General features: G+C 43.8%; 19 protein-coding genes. 4 read left to right on the forward strand and 15 right to left on the reverse strand.

Annotated features, from left to right (window positions below; all coding sequences use genetic code 11):
- Positions 1 to 77: 77 nt before the first annotated feature.
- Positions 78 to 995, reverse strand: coding sequence for an aldo/keto reductase (locus tag IDZ20_RS07595; RefSeq protein ID WP_188150819.1), 918 nt, complete (start codon positions 993 to 995; stop codon positions 78 to 80).
- A gap of 273 nt (positions 996 to 1,268) precedes the next feature.
- Here IDZ20_RS07595 and IDZ20_RS07600 point away from each other — a divergent pair, with 273 nt between their 5' ends.
- The gene (locus IDZ20_RS07600) at positions 1,269 to 2,639 is read left to right on the forward strand and encodes a glycerophosphodiester phosphodiesterase family protein (protein ID WP_245792189.1); all 1,371 of its coding nucleotides are present in this window, start codon (positions 1,269 to 1,271) and stop codon (positions 2,637 to 2,639) included.
- An 88-nt stretch (positions 2,640 to 2,727) separates the two neighbouring features.
- Here the strand turns inward: IDZ20_RS07600 and IDZ20_RS07605 are convergent, their stop codons facing one another.
- Positions 2,728 to 3,330, reverse strand: coding sequence for a DNA-3-methyladenine glycosylase I (locus tag IDZ20_RS07605; RefSeq protein WP_188150820.1), 603 nt, complete (start codon positions 3,328 to 3,330; stop codon positions 2,728 to 2,730).
- Positions 3,331 to 3,553: 223 nt separating this feature from the next.
- The gene (locus IDZ20_RS07610) at positions 3,554 to 5,101 is read right to left on the reverse strand and encodes a carbon-nitrogen hydrolase family protein (RefSeq protein WP_188150821.1); all 1,548 of its coding nucleotides are present in this window, start codon (positions 5,099 to 5,101) and stop codon (positions 3,554 to 3,556) included.
- Positions 5,102 to 5,126: 25 nt separating this feature from the next.
- Between IDZ20_RS07610 and IDZ20_RS07615 the strand changes: the two genes are divergently transcribed.
- Positions 5,127 to 5,396 carry a hypothetical protein gene (locus IDZ20_RS07615; protein WP_188150822.1) on the forward strand — a complete coding sequence of 90 codons (270 nt, stop codon included), beginning with the start codon at positions 5,127 to 5,129 and terminating at the stop codon, positions 5,394 to 5,396.
- Between the two features lie 195 nt (positions 5,397 to 5,591).
- Here the strand turns inward: IDZ20_RS07615 and IDZ20_RS07620 are convergent, their stop codons facing one another.
- From IDZ20_RS07620 to IDZ20_RS07630, 3 genes are all read right to left on the reverse strand, one after another.
- Positions 5,592 to 5,945: a hypothetical protein gene (locus IDZ20_RS07620; RefSeq protein ID WP_188150823.1), complete on the reverse strand. Its 354-nt coding sequence runs from the start codon at positions 5,943 to 5,945 to the stop codon at positions 5,592 to 5,594.
- Positions 5,946 to 6,489: 544 nt separating this feature from the next.
- Complete coding sequence (locus IDZ20_RS07625; RefSeq protein WP_188150824.1) at positions 6,490 to 7,197, reverse strand: hypothetical protein; 708 nt, start codon at positions 7,195 to 7,197, stop codon at positions 6,490 to 6,492.
- A 112-nt stretch (positions 7,198 to 7,309) separates the two neighbouring features.
- Positions 7,310 to 7,627 carry a hypothetical protein gene (locus IDZ20_RS07630; protein WP_188150825.1) on the reverse strand — a complete coding sequence of 106 codons (318 nt, stop codon included), beginning with the start codon at positions 7,625 to 7,627 and terminating at the stop codon, positions 7,310 to 7,312.
- A 742-nt stretch (positions 7,628 to 8,369) separates the two neighbouring features.
- Here IDZ20_RS07630 and IDZ20_RS07635 point away from each other — a divergent pair.
- Entirely contained in the window at positions 8,370 to 9,533 is a 1,164-nt protein-coding gene (locus IDZ20_RS07635; RefSeq protein ID WP_188150826.1) for an AraC family transcriptional regulator, read from the forward strand.
- Positions 9,534 to 9,732: 199 nt separating this feature from the next.
- The gene (locus IDZ20_RS07640; protein ID WP_245792190.1) at positions 9,733 to 11,691 is read left to right on the forward strand and encodes a cellulase family glycosylhydrolase; all 1,959 of its coding nucleotides are present in this window, start codon (positions 9,733 to 9,735) and stop codon (positions 11,689 to 11,691) included.
- Positions 11,692 to 11,832: 141 nt separating this feature from the next.
- Here the strand turns inward: IDZ20_RS07640 and IDZ20_RS07645 are convergent, their stop codons facing one another.
- From IDZ20_RS07645 to IDZ20_RS07685, 9 genes are all read right to left on the reverse strand, one after another.
- Positions 11,833 to 12,336, reverse strand: a complete 504-nt coding sequence (locus tag IDZ20_RS07645; RefSeq protein ID WP_188150827.1) for a hypothetical protein — start codon at positions 12,334 to 12,336, stop codon at positions 11,833 to 11,835.
- Positions 12,337 to 12,472: 136 nt separating this feature from the next.
- A complete protein-coding gene (locus IDZ20_RS07650; protein ID WP_188150828.1) occupies positions 12,473 to 13,198 on the reverse strand; it encodes a hypothetical protein in 726 nt (241 codons plus the stop codon).
- A gap of 432 nt (positions 13,199 to 13,630) precedes the next feature.
- Positions 13,631 to 14,530, reverse strand: a complete 900-nt coding sequence (locus IDZ20_RS07655) for a hypothetical protein (RefSeq protein WP_188150829.1) — start codon at positions 14,528 to 14,530, stop codon at positions 13,631 to 13,633.
- Positions 14,531 to 14,662: 132 nt separating this feature from the next.
- Positions 14,663 to 15,211, reverse strand: coding sequence for a DUF2179 domain-containing protein (locus IDZ20_RS07660; RefSeq protein ID WP_245792191.1), 549 nt, complete (start codon positions 15,209 to 15,211; stop codon positions 14,663 to 14,665).
- A gap of 235 nt (positions 15,212 to 15,446) precedes the next feature.
- Positions 15,447 to 16,508, reverse strand: coding sequence for an acyltransferase family protein (locus IDZ20_RS07665; RefSeq protein ID WP_188150830.1), 1,062 nt, complete (start codon positions 16,506 to 16,508; stop codon positions 15,447 to 15,449).
- 71 nt (positions 16,509 to 16,579) lie between these two features.
- Positions 16,580 to 17,284, reverse strand: a complete 705-nt coding sequence (locus IDZ20_RS07670) for a pseudouridine synthase (RefSeq protein WP_188150831.1) — start codon at positions 17,282 to 17,284, stop codon at positions 16,580 to 16,582.
- A gap of 60 nt (positions 17,285 to 17,344) precedes the next feature.
- Positions 17,345 to 19,069, reverse strand: a complete 1,725-nt coding sequence (locus IDZ20_RS07675) for a glycoside hydrolase family 2 protein (RefSeq protein WP_188150832.1) — start codon at positions 19,067 to 19,069, stop codon at positions 17,345 to 17,347.
- A 259-nt stretch (positions 19,070 to 19,328) separates the two neighbouring features.
- Positions 19,329 to 20,492 carry a hypothetical protein gene (locus tag IDZ20_RS07680; RefSeq protein WP_188150833.1) on the reverse strand — a complete coding sequence of 388 codons (1,164 nt, stop codon included), beginning with the start codon at positions 20,490 to 20,492 and terminating at the stop codon, positions 19,329 to 19,331.
- 78 nt (positions 20,493 to 20,570) lie between these two features.
- Positions 20,571 to 22,211, reverse strand: coding sequence for a hypothetical protein (locus IDZ20_RS07685; protein ID WP_188150834.1), 1,641 nt, complete (start codon positions 22,209 to 22,211; stop codon positions 20,571 to 20,573).
- Positions 22,212 to 22,631 lie beyond the last annotated feature (420 nt).

Below are 22,631 nucleotides of genomic sequence, written 5' to 3' on the forward strand. Positions count from 1 at the left end.
GTATCGGATGCGCTGCCGTGCTTATCGTCTAGCAAAACAAGCGGCTATCAAAATCAGTTATTAACATAATGGAATGGCTAAGGTACTGCGTGACCGGTTGAAGCTTCCCAAATACGGTACCACTGCTCCCGATTAAGCGTAAGGTTCGCGGCTTGTACGGCGACTTTCACGCGCTCAATTTTACTTGTACCTAGCAGCGGCAATGCATTCCCTGGCAAGGTGAGTGCCCATGCATAAACGACTGGTTCAATATCGCTGAGGTTACATTCGTCGGCGACTATTCGCAGGGCATCGTGCAGGCGTTGGCTGCGCTCGTCGTTCGGCGTCATTAAGCGGCCACCACCCAAACAAGACCAAAGCATAGGCGCAACCCCGTGGCGCGCACACTGGTCGAGCAAACCGTTTTCTAATGGTTCCATATACAGGGGCGAAAATTCGATCTGGTTGGTAACCAGTCCTTCGGGAATTAGCGCTTTAACGGCTTTTTGCAAAAGCTCAAACTGATCCGTTGTAAAATTAGATACGCCGAAATAACGAACCTTACCGGCTTGCTTAAGTTGTAAAAACTTTTCCGCAACCTCGTTGGCGTTCATTAAAAAATCGGGGCGGTGGATTAACAGTACGTCGATATATTCGGTACCGAGCTTGTTTAAAGAGGCATCGACTGATTGCTGAATCGCCGCGGCACTACTGTCGTAATGGTTTACCGCCTTCGCGCCAAGTTCTCCAAATCCACAGGGACGAATACCGCATTTAGTTACAATCTCGAGCTTCTCGCGTATAGCGCTATCGAGTGCCAAGGCTTCGCCAAAAGGTTGTTCACTGTTATATACCATGGCGTGATCTACGGTGGTTATACCCATCTCGAGGGACTGCTCAATAAAGCCGAGGACTTGTTGCGGCGTCATGCCCCAGTTCTTTAGTCGCCAGTAGCCTGCGATGAGTTTAGAAACTTCTGGCCCTTGGGCAGACATACGGGTGCGTGAAACAGTCATTGGCAATTCTCCTAAGATCGATGGTGCAGAATTGTAGCAGTTGCTACACCGCGTCGCGACCTAAGAATCCCCGCCGTTTTCAGCGACTTAGGCCACTTACTTGTCGTAAGTTTCACCACGCATGTGCTGCCTTTTAGCGACTGCAAATAAAACTGTCATCATTTGGTCAAGTGAACAGCATAAAAAAGACAAATAAACGCTATACCCTCTGCCCGTTGCTTCATCACGTGTATACCTATAGCGACTTTACTTATCTAATAACGAGGGATAAAAATGAACATTGCCAGAACGAATACGGCCAAAAAGTTAATGGCTAGCACTGTACTAGTTTTGTTAACCGCTGCGGCCAGTGTGACACAAGCGAATACTTGGAGTGAACCTACTAAAGCAAAACCAAGTGAGCAAAATAAATCACAGCAATTTGCTCACGATCGTTATCATAAAGTATCAAATAAAGTTGACCTAGGACCGCGCCCCTATTTTTTAGTTGATGATATGGATGACTCCGCACTTAAGCAAAATCTGTTGAGTTGTGCCAATAAGCCTAATCGCAAATCGGAGTTTTCCATTGGTCATCGTGGTGCGCCAATGCAATTCCCAGAGCACACCAAGGAATCATACGAAGCTGCGGCGCGTATGGGGGCGGGCATTGTCGAGTGCGATGTAACCTTCACGAAGGATAAAGAGTTGGTATGTCGTCATTCGCAATGCGATCTTCACACAACGACCAATATTTTAGCCACCCCACTTGCGGAAAGTTGTAGCCAAAACTTTATTCCAGCGGTATATGATTCCGAAGGAAATATTGTTTCTCGGGCGAGCGCAAAGTGTTGTACAAGTGACATCACCCTAGAAGAATTTAAAACATTGCAAGGGAAAATGGACGCCGGTAATTCCGCCGCTACAGATGTTGCTGGCTATATGAATGCGACAGCAAATTGGCGAACCGACGTGTATGCCGGCCGTGGAACACTATTAAGCCACAAAGAAAGCATCGTGTTGTTCAAAAAACTTGGCGTAAAAATGACACCAGAATTAAAGTCGCCAAGTGTAGTAATGCCATTCGATGGTTTAACTCAGGAGCAATACGCACAAAAAATGCTTGATGAGTATAAGCAGATGGGCGTTTCAGCAAAGCACGTTTGGCCCCAATCTTTTGATATAAACGATGTGAACTACTGGATAAGCAACGAGCCGAGTTTTGGCCGCCAAGCCGTGTTTCTAGATGGCCGATACGATAGCTCAACGTTCGATCATCGCGATCCAGCAACCTGGTCACCATCAATGCAGGACCTATCTGCAAGCGGCGTTAAGATTGTCGCACCGCCGATTTGGGTTTTAGTTGAAGTGGTTGATGGCGAAATTGTTCCCTCTCGCTACGCGGTAGAAGCCATTGCCGCTGGTTTAGATATTATTGCTTGGAGTTTTGAGCGTGATGGACCTTTGGCAAACGGCGGCGGATGGTATTACCAAACCTTAAATGGGCTTAATCCCAATCCCATAAGCGTAGAACCAAAAGTGATCAACAATGATGGCGATATGATGGATGTGCTGGACGTATTGGCTAATGATGTTGGCGTGATCGGTATTTTCTCTGATTGGCCTGCCACTGTTACCTATTATGCCAACTGCATGAACTTGTAATTGATGTTGGTGCGCACCTGAAAAGTAGAGTGAGGAAACCCGGCTTTAGCTGGGTTTTTTTAGTATGAATTAGAGCGTCATTAGTTATCTATTTCGGCCGTATAAATTTTTTTCGTGCGGCGGCGACCTTACTTCGAGTAACGCAGCCTTCGACGTGATCGTTAATTAAACCCATGGCTTGAATGAACGCGTACACCGTAGTTGGGCCTACAAACTTCCAGCCACGCTTCTTTAACTCTTTGGCCAGCGCTATAGATTCCGGTGATGTCGAAACCGTTTGTGGTTGCGAATTTATTGCTGGCTCGTATCGCCAAAAGAATGCAGCCAAAGAACCTTCTGCTTTAACCATTTCTTTTGCGCGCTGGGCATTGTTAATAACAGCTGATATTTTTCCTCGGTGACGAACGATGCCTTCGTCTTGTAGAAGACGTTCAATATCAGCATCGTTAAAACGGGCAACCTTATTAAAGTCGAATTTTTTAAACGCAGCACGAAAATTTTCACGTTTAGCTAATATTGTTCGCCAACTTAAACCGGACTGAAAGCTCTCTAAACATAGCTTTTCGAACAGACGAATATCATCGGCCACTGGGAAGCCCCATTCATTGTCGTGGTAAGGTATAAATTCGGCAACTGTTCCGCACCAGCTGCAACGAGACTTTCCATCGGTAGAAATTATAGTTGTACTCATTTTTAGCGCTCTCTCTATAAAGACTATCGGTTATGGCTTTTGCGGGATGGATAATAACGGCTGGTTAAGTCCCAACGCCTTTTGCTTTTTAAGTCTTAATCTCTAACGAGACGATGAGATTCGGTAAGATAATATTTAAGTTCGCTTTCCGGCGCGTAATAAAGCTGAATCCATTTCATTCCACAATTTCACCCACTAGTTGTTAGTGGGTGAAATTATAATGTTAGTCACCCAGCCAGCTTACTTTATATAGGTCGCGGCGGCGGTCCAAGTAATTTTTTACCGAACCTTCATTTTGTAACTTTTCTAGTTTTGTAAGATCAAGATCTACTATCAGTGTCATTTCAGTATTCGGTGTTGTTTCGGCCATAATAGCGTCATGAGGAAAGGAAAAATCCGATGGCGAAAATACGGCTGACTGAGCGTATTGAATATCGGCGCCATCTACTTTAGGTAGGTTGCCCACACTGCCCGCGATTACCACATAGCACTCGTTTTCGATTGCGCGTGCATGCGCGCAGCAGCGGACTCTTAAGTAGGCATTTTTTGTATCGGTCCAAAAAGGAATAAACAGCATTTGCATGCCTTCTTCTGACTGTAAGCGTGCCAATTCCGGAAATTCAACATCGTAACAAATCAAAATTCCAATTTTACCAAAGTCGGTATTGAACACGCTGAGTCGATTGCCGCCCTGCATAATCCAGGCGCGCTTCTCGTGAGGCGTTGGATGAAGTTTGTATTGTGATTCCAGGGTTCCGTCTCGACGGCATAGATAGGCCACATTATATAATTCGCCTTCTTCCATAACGGGTACGGAACCGGCAATAATATTAATGTTGTAGCTTACTGCGAGTTTAGAAATCGCTTCGAGTATCTCTTCGGAAAATTCCGCCAGGGCTTTAACCGAGTCAATAGAATTTTGGTGTACCTCAATCCCCATAAGGGGTGCATTAAAAAATTCGGGTAGCAGCGCCACGTCGCACTGGTAATCTGACAGAGCATCGATAAAAAATTCGACTTGCTGAATAAGTTCGTCGACAGATTTTAGTGGTCGCATTTGCCATTGTACACAACCGATACGGGCAGAGGTTCTTGGTGCGCCAATGAGAGGCGTTTTTTGATTGTCGTAGTAGAGGTTGCTCCACTCCAAAAGTGTTGCGTAACCCTTGGACTCTTTGTCTTCTGGTAGGTAGCCGGTTAAAACTCGCTTCACCTCAAAATCATTTGATAATTGAAAGGTAAGAATAGGATCGTAAATTTCGCGTTTCTTAACGTTTTCAATATATTCTTGTGGCGACATAACTTTGGCGTAATCTTGATAATTTGGAATTCTACCACCCGCGACAATGGATTTTAAATTCAGGCTTCGGCATAGTTCTTTGCGTGCTTCGTAAAGTCGTCGGCCCAGTCGCATACTGCGATATTCGAGCGAAACGCAAACTTCTACTCCATACAAAACGTCGCCCAATGGGTCGTGGGTAGAAAGGTAGGCATCGCCAGTAATCTCGTCATAGGTATGATGGTCGCCAAATTTATCGTAGTCGACGATTAGCGAGAAGGCTGCTGCAACAACTTCACCGTGATCTTCGATACAGATTTGTCCTTCCGGAAAGGCCGCCAGCTGCGCTCGAAATTTCTTCTCGGGCAGGGCGCCGCCCATAGTTGGGTAAATTGTATCCATAATTTTCTTTAGGCCGGCGTAGTCTTCTTTAACCAAGTTACGTAGCGTAAGTTTGTGTTCTGGATCGCCGGTGTAAATATCTTCACTCATAAATTACATCTACCATTGAAAAGCTATGTTAAAAGTGGCAATAGCGGGGTATCGTAAAGCCGATCATATTGCGTTAGTTCACTTAAGTCGCGCCACGGTCGAATCGAACTCAAAGCGTATCGATCACAGTACCGAAAAGATTGGTAAGTTTGAGGCTTTCCTTGATCGAGAAACGATCGTTCGCTATCTCAACATGCATGATTGCATAAACGATAGGGGTTGCATATGGGTTAGCTCTATTTGCTTGGCTGCGGATACTGATCGCAATGAAAAAGAGGGAGTGAGCAATAAGTAGGGCAAGGACCCTGTGTGAGCAAAGGGGGCGTTATACTAGGCCCGGCGGTAGAAACTCTACTAGTTAGTTAGCTGAGTAAAGTAAAAGCCGCCGGCCCCATTTTTATACTTGTAAGTAATCTAAAGGATTTTACTCGTAGGTAAGTGTTAAGTTATTCCTGCGAGGCTATAGTTACTTAAAAGTATCAATACATACTTATTTGTCACATGTGAAAACTAAGTTACCTCTAACGCTCTCTGCGCCAAAGTACTTCCCAGCTAGAGATACAGCGCTGTCAGCTACAGCGGCGAAACCTTCTTTTTTACTATCGTCTTCGGTTTTTTCTACGAGTTCGTCTATTACAATAAACTCTTTTGTCCCCTCTTTTTTCTTGCAGGTTAACGATGCGTCAAAGTGAAGAACTTTGCGAACATTTTTTTCGGTATTCGATGCGTAGCTAGCTTTGTAGGTGCCGTCTTTTTGCTTGTATACCGTACCTTTTACAGTTGCGCAGCCTACCGTTAGTGATGCGAATGTTAGTAATGCCGTAATAGGGAAAATCTTTTTCATTTGTATCTCCTGATATTAAGAATATTAAACTACTAAAACGGATCTGTTTGATTTTTTGAAACGTTTGCCTGCCAAGACGGAAAAACACCGATCAATGTGGGATAGAGGCTTTTGCAGCTTGGTGGTGCAAAATATAACGAGTTTAAATGCTACGTTATGATGTATTGCTACAGCAACAATTACGGAACTCCCCGTGCAAACGCTAAACTGAAGTTTGCGTTGAATTTGATGTCAAGCTGGGGGCACTCAAGCTAGGGTAAGCTACTGAGAGCCGGTTTACTTAAATCCTTGCAAAAGTATTAATAGAAGGACTGTTCCAATAGTTAGGTGATCGCAATTAGAGCTAGAAAACACCGATGGAAGAGCGATTAGTAAAGCGCAGGCGAAATTTTATATTGCTTGGCGTATTTTATATAGTGGTCAATTGCACAATTTCGGCAAAATATCGGCGTAGATTAGTTTTATCGGCCCTTATTCGAAAAGTTAATCTGGTTGGGGGCTGCGGGGTGAGATACATGGTGTCGATAATTTTAACAGGGTTTTGTTAGTGGGATGGAATCGAAGCCGTTTCTATCGTTTTATTGAATTTTCGAATATCGCGAATTTCATAGCGAAGCTCACCCTGAGCGTCTCGTTTAAACTTGATAGTTGCGTCGGTAAAATAGGTGAATTGATTGCACCATGTTCTTGGCGTGGGGTCGCGTAAGTAAAATAGCTCTTCGTTATTCTCAAGCGTTCCAGCATATTCACCGCGAGAGCTACAATTTCTTGGGCTGCCGTAGGTGATCGTCATAGTTTTTTCGCCTAGTTTTAGTGCATCTATTTCTACCGAAACGACAACCGGTAGATCGTCTGCTACAACCTGCCCTTTCCACTTACCCGTGACGCTGGCATTTCCAGCCGGAGTAACGGCGTTGATTGTTGGCGATGAGCTGGTAATTTTATCTTCGCATATTTCAAGTAGTTTTTGTAAGTGATCGCGTTGCGACGTAACTAGGCTTAATGTTGCAGCATTAGTTTCGGATTCTATTAGCTGTTCTTTTGCCTGATTGTATTCACCCTTAAGGTCAAGATACTTTGAATACAAGTCGGCATATTCACTTTCAGCTTTATGGGGGGTAACTTTCATAGTCTCGCCTTGAGAGTTGTTAATTACAACTTGAGGGGCAGACCTCCCGTAGAAAACACCGAATATTCCCGTTACAACAGCTACGGCTATAGCGAATCCACCTTTTGTTAGCTCTTTAATCATTGTTCGGCGTCCTTGTGTTGTTTCCAACAGTCTCTAGCTAGCATGGAATATCCTCACATCAAACGTCATAAGTTAATGTGTGGGTAGCGCTTCTAAATTATATGTTTCTAGGTTAAAAGCCGGCCAAAGCTAAACCGAAGCCGGCGACTAATAATACTAAGCCAATTACTAAAGATGCTTTAGTAAACTGCGCTTTTGTGTAAGCTTTGGCGCCGAGCCTACGTACGGCTTCGCTACTAGATGCCGCATAACCTTTAGCTTGCAGCCAAGAATAAACACCAATTGCTTTATGAAACGCATGCGGGGGCGGGGAGCCTATCGCAATCCAGTTGGAATTATCTTCTTCTTTAAGTGCAGTAACGAACTCTGGGTAGCTTATTGCGAGAGCACCGATAATGATGGCCGTCAAACCTACAGCGATTAAGATCATCTTGTTCTCCTTAGGAAGGCGAAAATTGTGCGGTGTTGCTTGTTTCTCGATTATCTACTAACTCGAAGATAAGTTAAACGAATGTAGTGATGCATTTTCATTATCGACTACAACCCGATGAGTTTGGTGCCAGTTTTGCTGTGAATGGGTCGCGCAGCCTCAGTTATTAACACGTGGAAGTGAAACTTGGCACTTAGGTCCCTACTTAGATTTTAGAGCTATTCGTTTGTATCGCTAGATTTCGTGGTTTCTTTTGTTAGCGGCTCTAACTGCGGGCCCTATAGAATACTTGTGTGCAAGTCGTAGACGTGTGAGGTCATATATTTCGCGTGCGATACTGCTCGATTATGTATTTTAAAATTATTATCGTTGTGTTTTTTCAATCGAAAAATCGATTCGATACATCGGCGAGATAGGTGTCAGATTTTAGTACGCTGGAATTTTAAATTCGTCAGCGGAAATGAATTACTTAGGTAGTTATGCCTACTATGATCTTCAGCAATGTTGCGCTGCAATCCATACCGATGGATACCAAGCGTTGCTTAGGTATACGAGGAGGTGTTTGTTTTAAATGATCTTGGGGGCGCTTAATAAAAAGATTGAAGCTCGTTATTCGTCCAAGCTGTTAGCTAGTTGTTTTGATCGAACTGCAGGCTTATGATATAGCGCGTTATCTGTAGTTCGACATTCGGCGTGATTATTTGTCCGAACCTTAAAATACTATAATTAGAATCGAGACAAAATGCTCAACTTCTATAAGAAAGCATTCATTACGTTTATTGCCTTGGCTGTTATTTCAATTGCGCTCGGTTATGTTTTAATAAATCGTACTTTCCCTCACGACGCGTTGTTGCCAGCACAAGACAGCGCCCACGCTTGGCGGATGGAAGCGGTATCCGATATCTCGGCAAGCGGCAGATCTAGTATTGAAATTAATGATGCGACCTTTGGCTTAAACGTCGGTTTTAAATTGTCAGAACAGGCCAAGTACCCCTACGTATCCCTCGTTATGGTGTTTGCGGAAACCCATGAAGTCGAAAAGTTTGTCGATTTGTCTCAGTATAGATTTCTCGACTTTAGCGTAAAGTGTAAGCCAGCCAATGTGCTAACGTTTTCTATATTGACTATCGATGACAAGGTGACGGACCCGAAAGACCTCGGCACTTACCGAATTCCTACAAGCTTTTTCTCCTGTAATGAACAATGGCAAAAGGTAGAGATTGACTTAACTCGCTTGGAAACGCCGCAGTGGTGGCTTAGTGAATATGGCCTTGAACTTTCTAGGCAAGCCTACCGGCTCGATAAGGTCCCGCGTATTACCTTTGGCAACTCTTTTCAAAGCCCTTTCGATATTGAATCAAATGTACAAATAGAGCAATTAGTATTGCGTGGCACCAACTGGCGCTACCTCTATATTTATGCCGCTTTGATGTTTTTAGTTTGGAGTATTTTTGCGGTGTGGATTGTAAAGCTACACACGAAAAATCTAATGCTGAGTTTGACAGAAAAGCTGCAAAAAGATCGCCCCCTGATAGCCTATCAACAGCTTTCTCTCGATTCCCCACGAGATCGGGGCAATGCGGCTATCTTGCGCTATATGGCCACCGAATATGCCAACCCCGAGTTAAACCTTGAGATGGCGCTTACAAATCTTGCGGTGAGCCGAACCAAGCTGAATGATGTGTTGCGCGAAGAGTTGGGTTATACCTTTGTCACCTACCTAAACAAACTTCGCCTCACTGAAGCTGCGCGGCTATTGGCAACCCAGCAGCACCTCGGCGTTACTGAAATTTCCTACTCGGTAGGGTATAAAAACGTGTCTTACTTCCATAAATTATTCAAGAATGAATACGGATGTGCGCCTAAAACCTTTAGGGATACTTATAAACCAAAGAATACTGATTAATAAGCGCTATTATTTAGTGTAAATTTCTGCAAAAAACCTTCAATTATTTGTCAAATTCTGTTTTTTCTCTCAAATGAGCAAGATTTGGCTACCCCCGTCTCTATATCCTCTGCGCGAAGCTTTCGGCTGGTATTGGTGTTTCGCTTCTAATCCACTCATAAAAATAATTAATGGACTTTCTTTCGAAGAGGACAGATATATGACAACTCATTCATATTTACGACGACCTTTGCGCAATCTATGCGCGTTTATCTTTTTCATGTTTAGCTCGCTCCAAGCGCTAGCGCTAAGCTGTGACTACGCCACTACCAATAGTTGGGGGAGTGGTTTTACCGCCAGTATTACCGTTAGCAACGATTCCACCAGTAGTGTAAGTGGCTGGGATGTAAGTTGGCAGCTAAACGGCGGCTCTAGTGTGACTGCAGCCTGGTCTGCGGATGTCTCTGGCAGCAATCCATACGCGGCAACCAACTTGAGCTGGAACGGTAATATCGCTCCGGGTGGATCGGTGAGCTTCGGCTTTCAAGGGCAAGGGCAAGATTCCAGCGGTGTAATACTGGCTTGTGATCCTAAGGGCGGAAGTAGCTCGTCATCAAGTTCTTCTAGCTCCTCATCGAGTTCCTCTAGTTCGTCATCGAGTTCCTCTAGCTCTTCATCAAGCTCCTCTAGTTCGTCATCTAGCTCCTCTAGTTCGTCATCAAGTTCTTCGAGTTCGTCGTCAAGTTCGTCTAGCTCAAGCTCAAGCTCAAGCTCAGGTTCAGCAAATGCCTGTGTCTGTAATTGGTACGGCTCGAACTACAATATTTGCGAAAATCAAAGTAGCGGATGGGGCTGGGAAAGCAGCCAGAGCTGTATAGGCAGCGACACTTGTTCTAATCAATCGGGTAATGGCGGCGTTGTTTGTGAGAATAGTTCTAGCTCGTCTAGTTCAAGCAGTTCTTCATCAAGCTCAAGTTCTTCTAGTTCAAGTAGCTCTTCATCTAGCTCTAGTTCATCATCCAGCTCTAGCAGCTCATCATCTAGCTCAAGTGGTTCTGGTTTGTATCCGGATTACAACACTAGCCCGCTTGCAGCAGATATGAGTGGCATGGAAAGTACTGCGGTTGATATGGCTTATCGTATAAACCTTGGTTGGAATATCGGCAATACGCTCGAAGCGATTGGTGGAGAAACGGCTTGGGGTAACCCAATGATTTCCAACGAGCTTATCCAGTTGGTGAAGCAAAGCGGCTTTGACTCTGTGCGCATTCCCGCTGCTTGGGATCAGTATGCTGATCAGGCAAGCGCTCAAATTGATTCAGCGTGGTTAGATCGCATCGCAGAAGTTATTCAGCTTTGTTTGGATAACGACATGACCGTTATGTTGAATATCCATTGGGATGGTGGCTGGCTGGAAAATAACGTCACCACAAGTATGCAAGAGCAAAACAACGCAAAACAAAAGGCCTTCTGGCAGCAGATTGCTACGCGTTACCGCAATTTTGATGAGCGCTTAATGTTCGCCGGAACCAACGAGCCGAACGTCGATAACGCGGAGCAAATGACGGTACTGAATACCTATCATCAAACCTTTGTAAATGCAGTACGTGAAACCGGTGGTAAAAATGCCTATCGCATCTTGGTTGTACAGGGTCCGAGTACAGATATTGAGAAAACCAATAGTTTAATGTCGCAAATGCCGGTAGATACCGTGCAAAATCGGATGATGGCTGAGGTGCATTTTTATACGCCGTATCAATTTACACTGATGACAGAAGACGCTGATTGGGGGAATCAATTCTACTATTGGGGCGCAGGTAATCACTCAACCACCGATAGCGCACACAACCCGACTTGGGGAGAAGAGGATTCGATAAACCAATTATTTGGTCTAATGAAAACGCAGTTTGTTGATAACGGTATTCCAGTGGTGTTGGGCGAGTACGCGGCAATGCGTCGTACCGACCAACTTTCAGGTGCGGACTTGGATTTACACTTGCAGTCGCGAGCCTATTGGCATAAATACGTAACCCAGCAAGCACTTGCTAATGGGTTGTTACCCTATTATTGGGATATGGGTGGCCTAGGTGGAGGTTCATCTGGAATTTTTGATCGCAGTAACAACACTGTTTTTGATACCGCGACACTGGATGCCTTGCTAGAGGGCGCTGGCAAATAATGATTACCTGCTAGCGTTAACGTTTTAGTTGACGTTTAAAAGTAGGCGTTTCGCCTAACCAAAACCGCCGCACACATTTATCGATGAGTGCGGCGGTTTTTCGTGGTGGCTAAGAAAAATAAATTTCTTCAGCCTTTGTGGTTAAGAACCACAAAATACTAGGTAACTGTCATTGGTCGGACCAGGTCGAACGGTGGGTGAGCTACACCCAGTGCAGTAACCGCCTGGCGCATATGCTGCGCTAATTGTTGCAGCAATTTGTGACGAACTCGTTGATGAGTAGAGCTGGCCACAATGAGTACCAGACCCACTGCTAGAAGAGCTACTTGATGAACTGCTAGACGAACTGCTGCTAGAGGAAAGTCTATAAACACTTGGGCTTAAGCAAGATCCCGAAGTTCGGTAACCGGATTTCGCTTGCAAGTTAGAGCACTCGCCGCTGTAGTACTGTCCCCATGTGCGTTGACGTGTCGCAGCAAGTGTCGAGCCATCATTACATGCTTGAGTTATTTTCACTCCGTTGTAAATAGACGTGCTAGTAGTGTTTGTCCAGGTACAAGAAATTAACGTATCTGAAAACGCGTTGCTAGACATAGCCGCGACGACAAGTACGCCCAATCCTAAAAGTACTTTTAATGATTTCATATGATCTCCTTGATCAATAATCTGAAAAGTTGTTGTTTTTAACAAGTGCTCCTTGCATGGTACGGCCTCATTACATGGGGTATCAGGCCGATCAACTCCGTGTCGATTCTGGGTAATTGCCAGTCTAGGTTGAGTGCTACTGGAAATTAAAGCTGGATTCGTCTCGCGCGAGATAAATAGTCACTTCGCTGCTATCGGAAGAAATATCCGTAACTGCCATAGCGAAATCATCAACGTCTGCCAGCGCAAGTGAAAATTGCTGAACGATGGCATTGGCTTGCTCGATATCGAGCGCGGAAATAGAGAGTTTGCAATGAGTGGTTTTGCATGTTGCAAACTTAATTGGGTATTCAGAAAGGGTTGGGTCGCTATTAAAAACGGCGTAAATTTCAGATTCCCGATTGCTTGCCCAGTCCGGGTCTGCATCTTCGGAATTAAAATTATTTTCCATGTGTTTACCAAGTGAAAAACCTTCGTCACGCTTACTCGCTTCATCGCGCCAGCGCTCAAACTGCTCTGATCGATTAGATTCTGCAGCAGCCGTAATGGCTGCTACTTCGTCTGCCGATAGGGTGTCTTCACCTGTTGATTTTTTCGCAGAATAATTTTTATTGTTATTGTGAAATTCTGTCACCGGCTGGGTTTTAGTTTTTGATGTAACACTTCCCTGTATATCTCGAAGCTGTGCTTCTAGCATCGCGATATTGTTCTGTAGTGCGATATTTTTTTCGAGGAGTATATTGGGTTGTATATGAGAGGATGCTAATGGCGCGGGCGGTTCGGAACTGATCAGCGCCTGTAAAGCAAAACCGACAGAAAACGCCACAAACGCTATAGCGCTATCACGAAAAGATATAGACATCAAAAATTCCTTTTTTTCTCGTCTTGGATACGTAGTAGTCCTCATACCTCTAATGGATGTATGAGGTGGCTGGGAAATCGATAATAGGAAGCTTGTTAATTAATGTTTTGCGAAGGAGATTGTAAGTAATAAACCGATTACATCGATGAACTGAATCACATTGGAGGATCTTTGTACGGATGATTTGGTAATTTAGTCGCTGAATTTAGATCCAGTAGCTGAAACTACAATATTTAACAATTCATATCGTTAAATGACAGCAAACAGATTAGAAAAAAAGCAGGTAAAAAATGGCGTAGTTGTCTCTGTTTTGACGTCATCATTTGCGGAGTTGGGGTTACGCTTTAACGAGATAATATCCTAACAGAGGAGGCAAGTTAAAATGGCCAGCAAAACGCTGGCCATTTTAACAAAGCAAAAAGAACTTGCAGATTATTGGGTGAAGGTTTCAGAAACACCTTGATGAGTAATAGTGTATCCGGTACAGCTGAAGAAACTAACGGTTAAGATATCGTTTGATGAAACTTCTAATTCGATTTCACCGCTCCCAAAATTACCATTCTCACAGAAGGTTAAATTAGTGGCTGTAACGTTATAGCTATTGCCCAGCTCGTCTTCAATAACACCGGAAGCGTTATAACCACTAGTTTCATTGCCTGTAACTAATGCGCCAGACAAGGTGTAGTCACTGCCATCCGCAGACTCGTAAGATGAAGATGTAGAGCACTCTAGCTCCATTGCTTCGCTCATAGAGCAGTACTCTTCTGCGGCCATTACGCCCGAAGGGTAACCGGGATATGTTGACGTATAGCTTATGTCATAGCTATAGATTACGTCATACAAGTCGGCCGAGAAGTAATCAAAGCGATAAACAAGCGAGCCATTGTAAATAATGCTGTAACCATCGGATTCAACGCAGTAGTCATCCATCGCGCCTTGCGCTTCTACAACAAAGGGGAAGATCTGATCTGGATCATCAGGTGAATCTATAAAGCCTGTGATCGTCATGCTGCCGCCGCAATCGCCTTCAGTAACATCGGTATCTAGTTGGGTAATGTCGTATAGCCGGCTTGGCTTTTGGCTTTGATTTCCGCCACTACGGGGTTTTGAGGGTGAGCCATCCGTTAATGTCAACGGGGAAGTCGACGACTGTACTGCGAGTTTAACGGTTTCGGTTGCTGCTATAGAGAGTTCTACAGCCGTGCTACTAACATCGTTTGATGTTGGAGTGGGGGTTGATGTTGGTGTGGCGCCTCCATCGTCGTCGCTAGAGGAGCCTCCACAGGCGGTTAGAGCCGAAAGAAAAAGCAGTGCACAAATGAGTTTCAACATAAAAATATCCTTATAACGAGGTGAGTAGTAATAATGAGAAATAAATTAAAAAATACGCGACCGTATTTTCTCATAATTTTTCGGTGCAGTGTAGTGTCGAAGCGGCTCGGGTAGTACTTTAATGTACCGCCGCTATAAACGTTTCCCAAACTGCATTACCGTACTGTGCAATAAACTGCGTCGAGGTGTGGTGTCTGGGCCGTCGTAAACGTGCTTTACATCGGATACGGAATAAACGGCGGTTTTATCCAGCTCTTTAATTAAGGTGATTAGGGAGGGAACGTTGCGCCTTTTTTCAACAATAAGCAGAAGCTCAACCGGGTAAGCTTCGCCCATATCGCCATCGAAGGATACAACTTTAAATCCGTTTTCACGTAGCTTATCGGCAAGAATATCGCGATTGAATGAAATACAACGGATTAGTTCATCACCTATAGCAAAACGGGTTTCAATCGAAATGCCAACATAGTTTCCTACAGCAAAACCGAACGCATAGGCCAATGCGAGATACCATTGATCAAGGTTGGTCAAAACCTGAGCTGCAGCAACCAGCCAGATAATAATTTCGAAAAAACCTATAAAGGATGCTAGAAATTTGTAGCCACGAAAAATAACAATTGTTCTAAATGTGCCCAGAGAAACATCGGCAACCCGAGCAAAAAAGATTAACGGGACTAACAAATAGGGGTATTCAACTAATAGTTCGATAATAAATATTCCTTCTAATGTTCAATTAATATATCGCCTTATTGCTAGGTAATATCAGGCTTTCGTTCGACTTTAATTCTATTTATAAAGCCCCCTCAGGATGCTCCACAAATTTGACCATTGCCGGGTAAATTTCTGGCCCGCCAGCAACCTTTCGAAAATTTCGGATTAACTCGTTGTAATTTAAATAAGTTAAAGGTTTGAATAGCTATGCGCCAACGACATTTCGTGAGTACTTGCCCAGTAGAAGCTTGCTGATGTAGGTAATGGCCATACTGATGGCAATTACGACTATTACATTCAATATGGCAAGAGCCAAAATAAAAGGGAGGCTCGTCGGTGGCGTTAAGAACCTCTCCATTAGTGCGTATAGTTCAAATAGTAGGTACGCATGTAGGAAATAAATCGAAAAAGCGTAGTTGCCGAGCAGGTCTAGCCACTTGGGCACGCGAGACATTATGCGCTCAAATAGCACGATTACTAAACCGGAAAACGCAATTTTTTGTACGTACCAAGCCGATTCATCAAATGCAATAATCCCCCATTTGGGGCTTTCAAGATAAAACAACCCAAATAGAGCCGCCGTAGACGCTACGGCTATCAGAATAACCAAGAAGAGGTAGCGCTCCATAAGATGGATTGTTTTTCGGTAGTTCGCCCCTACTAACATACCAAGCATATAGGCGCCTAGAAAATAGGCGAAGTTAGTCCAGGTAATGTCCGGCCATGCTCTAGAGCAAACCAGAGGTGCTAGTATTATTAGAACAACCAACCACTTTCCGTTCGGATTTGATAAAAGCTTTGCAAAAATAGGCGTTGCTAGGTAAAGAACAAAAAGAACAGGGATATACCAAAAGGAAAATACCGTACCGCCGGTGACTAGGTTTTCACAAACCTGAATAAAAAATTGAAGTGGCCCTCCCTCAAAAAAAGTAAGCGTTCCGTCTATGCTCCAATTCCTCCACGTCATAATACACGTGAAAAAAAGGTAGGGTAGCGCCACATTTAATAGCTTTGATTTAAAAAAGTGGATATAGCCACGCTCGGAAAGTATCAACGAAAATAGTATCGCGGAGATAAAAGTAAAATAGAGTGTGGAGTCGTGCAGTAATATACTTTCAGTCCACGCAAACGGTGTTAGATCTGGCTTTTCTGTACTTTTTGCGGTTCCTGCGAAATAGAAGATAAATTCAATGGCATGAATAGCTACGATATTAATAATGGCGAAGCCGCGAAATGCGTGCAAAGAGGGGATAAAAAGCTTTGTCATGTTGGATACTCTAGTTTCCGTAATGAAGCATCAGATTTGTCGTTATAGTAAAATTGCGATAGTCACTGCAGCTAGTACTCATAACGTATCTCGGGGATACTAAGCAGCCTGCTGTGACCAGCTTTGAGCCCATCTAGGGTAATATGGCCTACGGAAATACGGTGAAGGGCCAGTACCTCATTTTGAAAAAAACCAAACATGCGCTTAACTTGATGATACTTACCTTCAGTTAGCGTAAGCCTGGCCTTGTACTCAGACACTATCTCTAAACGAGCAGGCTGAGTAGTAATATTTTCGTAGGCAAAATAAATACCCCTACTAAACACCTCGCTATATTCATTCGTTAGCGGCTTAGATAACGTAACGTCATAGATCTTATCTAGCTTGGTTTCGGGTAGGCTGATTTTTCGCGACCAGGCCCCATCGTTGGTTAATAACACCAATCCCGTTGTATTAAAATCCAGGCGGCCAACAATATGAAGCTCGCTTTTCTGCGGGTGATCAATAAGATCCAGCACGGTAGTGTGTTTAACATCTTTAGTCGCGCATACCACCCCGGCAGGCTTGTTTAGCATAATATAAACCGGTGTATTATCTTTTAGGCAGGTTCCATCTAAGACAACATGGGTAAATTCTGAAACAATTTGTTGTGTTGAATATGCAACCTTGCCGTCTAGAAAAATTCGCTTTTGTGCAACTAAAAGACGCGTATCGGAAAGCGAAAACATACTGTTTTGACTAATAAAACGATCGAGTCGGCTGGTCTTAGATTTCATGACGTAAGTTTAATCTCTGTCTGAACCGACTCGCTGCTAGCCTTTAACGGAGTATATCCGTCACTTTAATAAGGAATTTTCTACGTTATCAAAATATGTCTTCATCACGTGCCAGGCTTTTTTTCGTTCACCTTTGTCAGACAGTAATCCTTTACGGTTCCAGCCCTGCTGGTATACGGGATGCATTCTGCCTAGTGAACGATAATCTACCAAAAGCCAAGGGGCGACACCAACCAAGTTGGGGGTGTTAGCGAACATCTTCACTTGGTCTTTATAGATTCTCTCTTGATACTCCTCACTCCAATAGGCCGCTTCATCCTTTGGTCCAAAATTACTGCCGTACAGAGCTTCACCACCAAATTCGGATATAAAAACGGGCTTATTATTGATGCTAAGTTTCCACTTTGTATCTTCTGGTTTTCCCTGCCAGGGAACGTACCAACCTAGATATTCATTAATCGATAGTATGTCAAAGTGTCGGTAAAGAGTATCCCAAACGTTCACGGTATTATTGTCATAGCCCTGATTATTAATCACTGATGTAATTAGTCGTGTATCGTCGAGGCGCTTGGTTGTTTTGGCTATCTCTGCGAGCATCTCATTCCGTTGTGGTGTAAAGTCATAGGTCTCGTTTGAAAGGCTCCAAATCACTACGCTAGAACGATTACGATCTCTACGAATCATCTCAGTAAGCATTAAGTCCATCTTTTCTTTCATACCGGGTGCGGAAAACTCGATCTGCTGGTAGACGGGGAGCTCTACCCAAACCATTAGTCCCATTTCGTCTGCAAGTTTTGCCATATATTCATTGTGTGGGTAATGGGCTAGGCGGACGATATTGCAGCCTAGGTCTTTCGCCCAAGTCAGTAGTAATCTTGCATCCGCTTCTGAAACAGCTTTAGCGGCCGTCAAGGGGTTTTCCTCGTGGATGTTTACTCCCTTAAGGAAAATGGATTCGCCATTAAGCAATATCTTTGTTCCGCTTACCTCTATACTTCTAAACCCTATTGTTTCGGAAACGGTATCGGTCTCCGTCTTAATTATCACTTGGTATAGTCGAGGATTTTGTGGCGACCATAGGTCGAATTCCGATTTAAAATTAACCTTCGCTAAGCCTTTATCATTGGTTTTTGCTCTATGGCTAATATTGAGCTCTGGGATTACGATTTCAACAGTTTGAGAGGGCTTGTCGCCAACGACTTTAACCCAGCCTTCCACCTCGTCTAGAGAATGGCTTTTTAATTGTATGGAATAGTCTTCAATAAACGAGCGGTTGGTCTTAACTAAGTGTACGTCACGTGTAATACCGCCATAATTAAACCAATCATAACCTAGCCCGGGTAGACCATCTTTTAGGCGACGATTGTCAGCCTTTACAATAACGGTATTTTCACCGTTTCTAATGGTATCTGTAATCTCAAATTGAAATGGCGTAAAACCACCTTCGTGATCACCGATTTTATTCCCGTTCAAATATACGGTAGCTTGATAATTTACACCGCCAAAATGCAGAAACAGTCTTTTGTGTTTACTTGGTTGAGCGGTGAATGTCTTTTTGTACCATACAGTACCTTCTAGAAAGGTAATCTCGGGGAGCTGAGTATTGAAGCTTCCGGGTACGGTCAATGACGGCCCTCCGTCAAATGAATACTCAAAAAAATCTGTCTTTTTCGCTGGCTTTCTTTCCTCCCAAACCTTACGCCAATCGCCAATACCAGTGGGATCGATTATCGCGTCCCATTGTCCGTTCAGGCTCACCACATCACGCCCGTATACATTAGTCATAGCCAGATCTGCATAAGCGTAAGGCAGAAGCGTAAAATTAATTAGAAAACAAATCGCTATGGTCTTAAGTAGATTCATTGATACTCCGATTGATGAGGGCGTGTATTTCTTGTTGACGCGATTTTAGCGGCTTCTGTCTATTAGTGAAGACATATATCGCCAATAGCCAGAATTTCAAGCCGCTATAACATGCGCCTATGGGTCTATCTCGTGACTATGATGGCAGTTAACTGAAATAGACAGGAATTAAATGAACATCTTACAGTTTATTTACAGTTAATTTATTTTTTACTTTTATGATAAGTGGTGAGTGATTTGTTGGGGCAATATTTAACGGATAACGATTTGTACTTTCCAGCTGGACGATATTATCGTTGTGAGTTACTAGCCTAAACTCGAGTATCGCAAAATATTTTAAACCATTGCTATAAAATGAAATAAGAATGTCGTATTTTCTACGTCCTTTAAGACTCTTTGGGAGACCCCTAACATAATAAAAGGAAAACTCTTCGTCGGTTATTCCATTAAATCGCTTCGGCATTATCAAGTCAATATGACTGTCGATTTCTGCTGGAATCGGTAAAGGCTGCGCCGGCACAGGTTGGGGGCTGGGTTCTAGGATTGGATCTATAATTGGAATGATGACCCCAATAATGAACCCCAGCAATGCGAGCTTCCGAACTTTTTTTCCAGCCCTAAGACTGGCCTCTCTTAGGTCTCCGCGAATACAGAACTGATAGGTTATTAGCGCATCACGAATACGCTTTGCGCGCAGAAAAAGTTCAACAGGAATGCCATCGATAGTTACGGTCGCGATAGCAATTTCCGGTGTAGGTATATAGCTGTCCCCCTTCCAATAAGGCAGTCCAAAATCCTCGAAAAATGTAACCAAGCGGCCAATTTTTCTTATCCCTGCGTCGCGCCCACTTTTTGAGTCTGGCTTAATCTCGTAAAATTCGGTTAAATTTTCCTTATGAGTAAGGATGTCGGGGCGTTTCTGTCCGTGCTTTACCTGCCGCATCCTGCGGATTGTTTCGAGTTCTTCGTTTGTTAGCTGCGGGTTATGAAAACCGAGGTAGGACACGAGAAGAGCAGAACCCCTTTTATCATCAAAGAAATCACTTCCCCCCGTGATTGGCTCGCGAAATTGCTGGCAATGGGTCTGCATGCAATAATCGAGTATTATTAGGCGTTCAGCAAAGGTACCTAGAATAGGCCTATAGGCACGACGATCAATAACACTCAGTAATTTTCCAAGATCCCCTGGCGTCCCACACCTTTCCTCAACTTTATCCGCATCGTCGATTACAACCTTGCCGTTTTTATGGAGTAGCCTCCCAGTCTCAGTACATCGGCTATCCAATATAGCATCGGTTCCCACAATTGGATTCGGGTCGGTAAGAGCTTCAGGATCAGCGCTCATAACAGCGCACCTGTTGGTTGCTGTAACCTGTATAACGGAGATGCAGTTGATAAATGGATACGGAGAAATAAAGCATGGCTATTGCTCCAGTGGTATTGAGAACAACGTCGCAGCCAATTTCGCTCTTTCTATAGGGTCCGCGATAGCCCCTAGGGTTTGTTGTAGCAGTTCTTCACGTTTATTTTCTAGCGTTTGTTTTGTGGATGCGGCCGCTTGTATTTCCATCGCATACTCATCTAATGCGTCCGCTTCGCCGAGTAATGCTTCAACGATCACAGAATCGGTTCGCATTACAATTTGTTGCGTTGAAAGTAAAACGCCATCGACTTCATTTTGTCCAAGCGCCCCTTGCTTAAAGCGATAAAAAGCGGTTTCCGTTGGTGGGGCAGGCATCCCATTCTGGTCTTTAGGGACGGGGCTTACAGAAAACGAATCGTCTTGGGGTGAATATTTTATCAGCTCGAGTGATTGCACCGGTATATCATCGTGACTAAACACTACAGATGCTACCTTAAGAATTTGTTGGGCAATTTTAGGTATTTTATCTTCAGAAAGCACTTCTCGTAACAACCCTAACAACCCGGAAATAGGTACTTGTCGCCACGAGCCGTCCATACCATTTGAGTACGCAACATGAATGTCTGTTAAGTGAACGTGCGTGGTATATTCTTGATTAAGCTCTCGAAAAACAAAGTTGAGAACACGGCGTACATTAACATTCGATATCGTTCGTTCGATCACTTCTTCAGACCCTTCCTCAACGGATACTTCTGACTCCGATGTGATTGAAAGCTCCCTTTTTGACGATGCGGATTTCGAATGTTCGCCGACTGCAGATGAGACCTGCTTAGAAAATTGCTCTCTACCGGATTGATATTCCCCAGAAGCTGAAGCTTTTATAGACGCACTTCCCCAGCCCCAAGTAGCATCCGCTTCCGCCTCAACCGACCATTTCTCTTCTTTGGATTTTGTTGTTTTATCTGTCGTTTCGCTTTGAACCGTATTCTCAAATCTTTGCTTCGCTTCGTCTTGATGAGAATCTATAATCGACGATGAATCTTTTTTTGACTGCTTTGTAGATTGCCAAGTCTTAATTCGAATCGTTGTAGACTCACCTGGAAGTAAGGTAAATGTTTTAACAGTCTTGCCCATTCCATAATCACCAAGAAATGAGGAGATCGCGACTTTTTCTACTAAGAAAAGTGCTGGTGCAGGCTCTTGATCTACCGGTACCTCCGCGACCGTTTCTTCACCTCCGGGGCCGGGAACAGGTGACGTGACCTTTCCCATCTTGGCGCCGGCTACAAATTGATGTACAAAGTGCTGCAACTTATCAGGGAAGGGATTTGGCGGTGTGTCGGGATCTAACTCTGGTGGTGGTTCTGGTGGACTAGTACCGTCGATAAGAGCTGGTAGGCTAGATAAAGCTTTATCAATATCACCAGCAGGGAAGCCAAGTCGCGATAGCTTCTTAAAAAGGAATCCTGCGGAAACCTTGGGATCGATAGAAACGCTACCGTCCTCAATATTATGGACTATTCCAGCAGCGGCTGCGGGCTTTAATACGTCATTGAACTCGGATGCTAACCAGTCGCTTTCCTCTAACTGAAGGTCGAGTCGAACTAGTCGCTTACCTTGATGGCGACCAGGGAGGGGTACAGAATAATTTATTTTGGAAACTTCACTTGCAGACGAACCAAATTTAATCGAACCTGACATAATGTTACTATCTCCGTATAGTTTTAGGTTTAGTATCCTAACTACTCATTGAATCGTTTCATTTATCTATGTTGGTACTTAAAAATAATTACATGGTCTAAATGCGTGAAAATACACATAAATAAGGTGATAGTTTATCGCGCAATTCGTCGTTTTTATTTTTTGAAACTCTCTCTCCGATCGGAATTGATGCAGTAACGAAGGTTCTATATATCAATATCTAATTGGCTCTTAATTCATGGAGCGATATTTCAATATTAAGCCAATTATCTCATGACCACTCGTGGTTGAGGCCAGCGATTCGCTCATGGATTGCCTTTGAGGTAAAAGAATATTGAATTTTGAACGAAGCATATCCTTTACTTGTGTATCTGAATCCGGGTCAATAATTTTACCCGCGAAAATACATATCCGATCATG

It is taken from the genome of Teredinibacter waterburyi, assembly GCF_001922985.1.
Taxonomy (GTDB): domain Bacteria; phylum Pseudomonadota; class Gammaproteobacteria; order Pseudomonadales; family Cellvibrionaceae; genus Teredinibacter; species Teredinibacter waterburyi.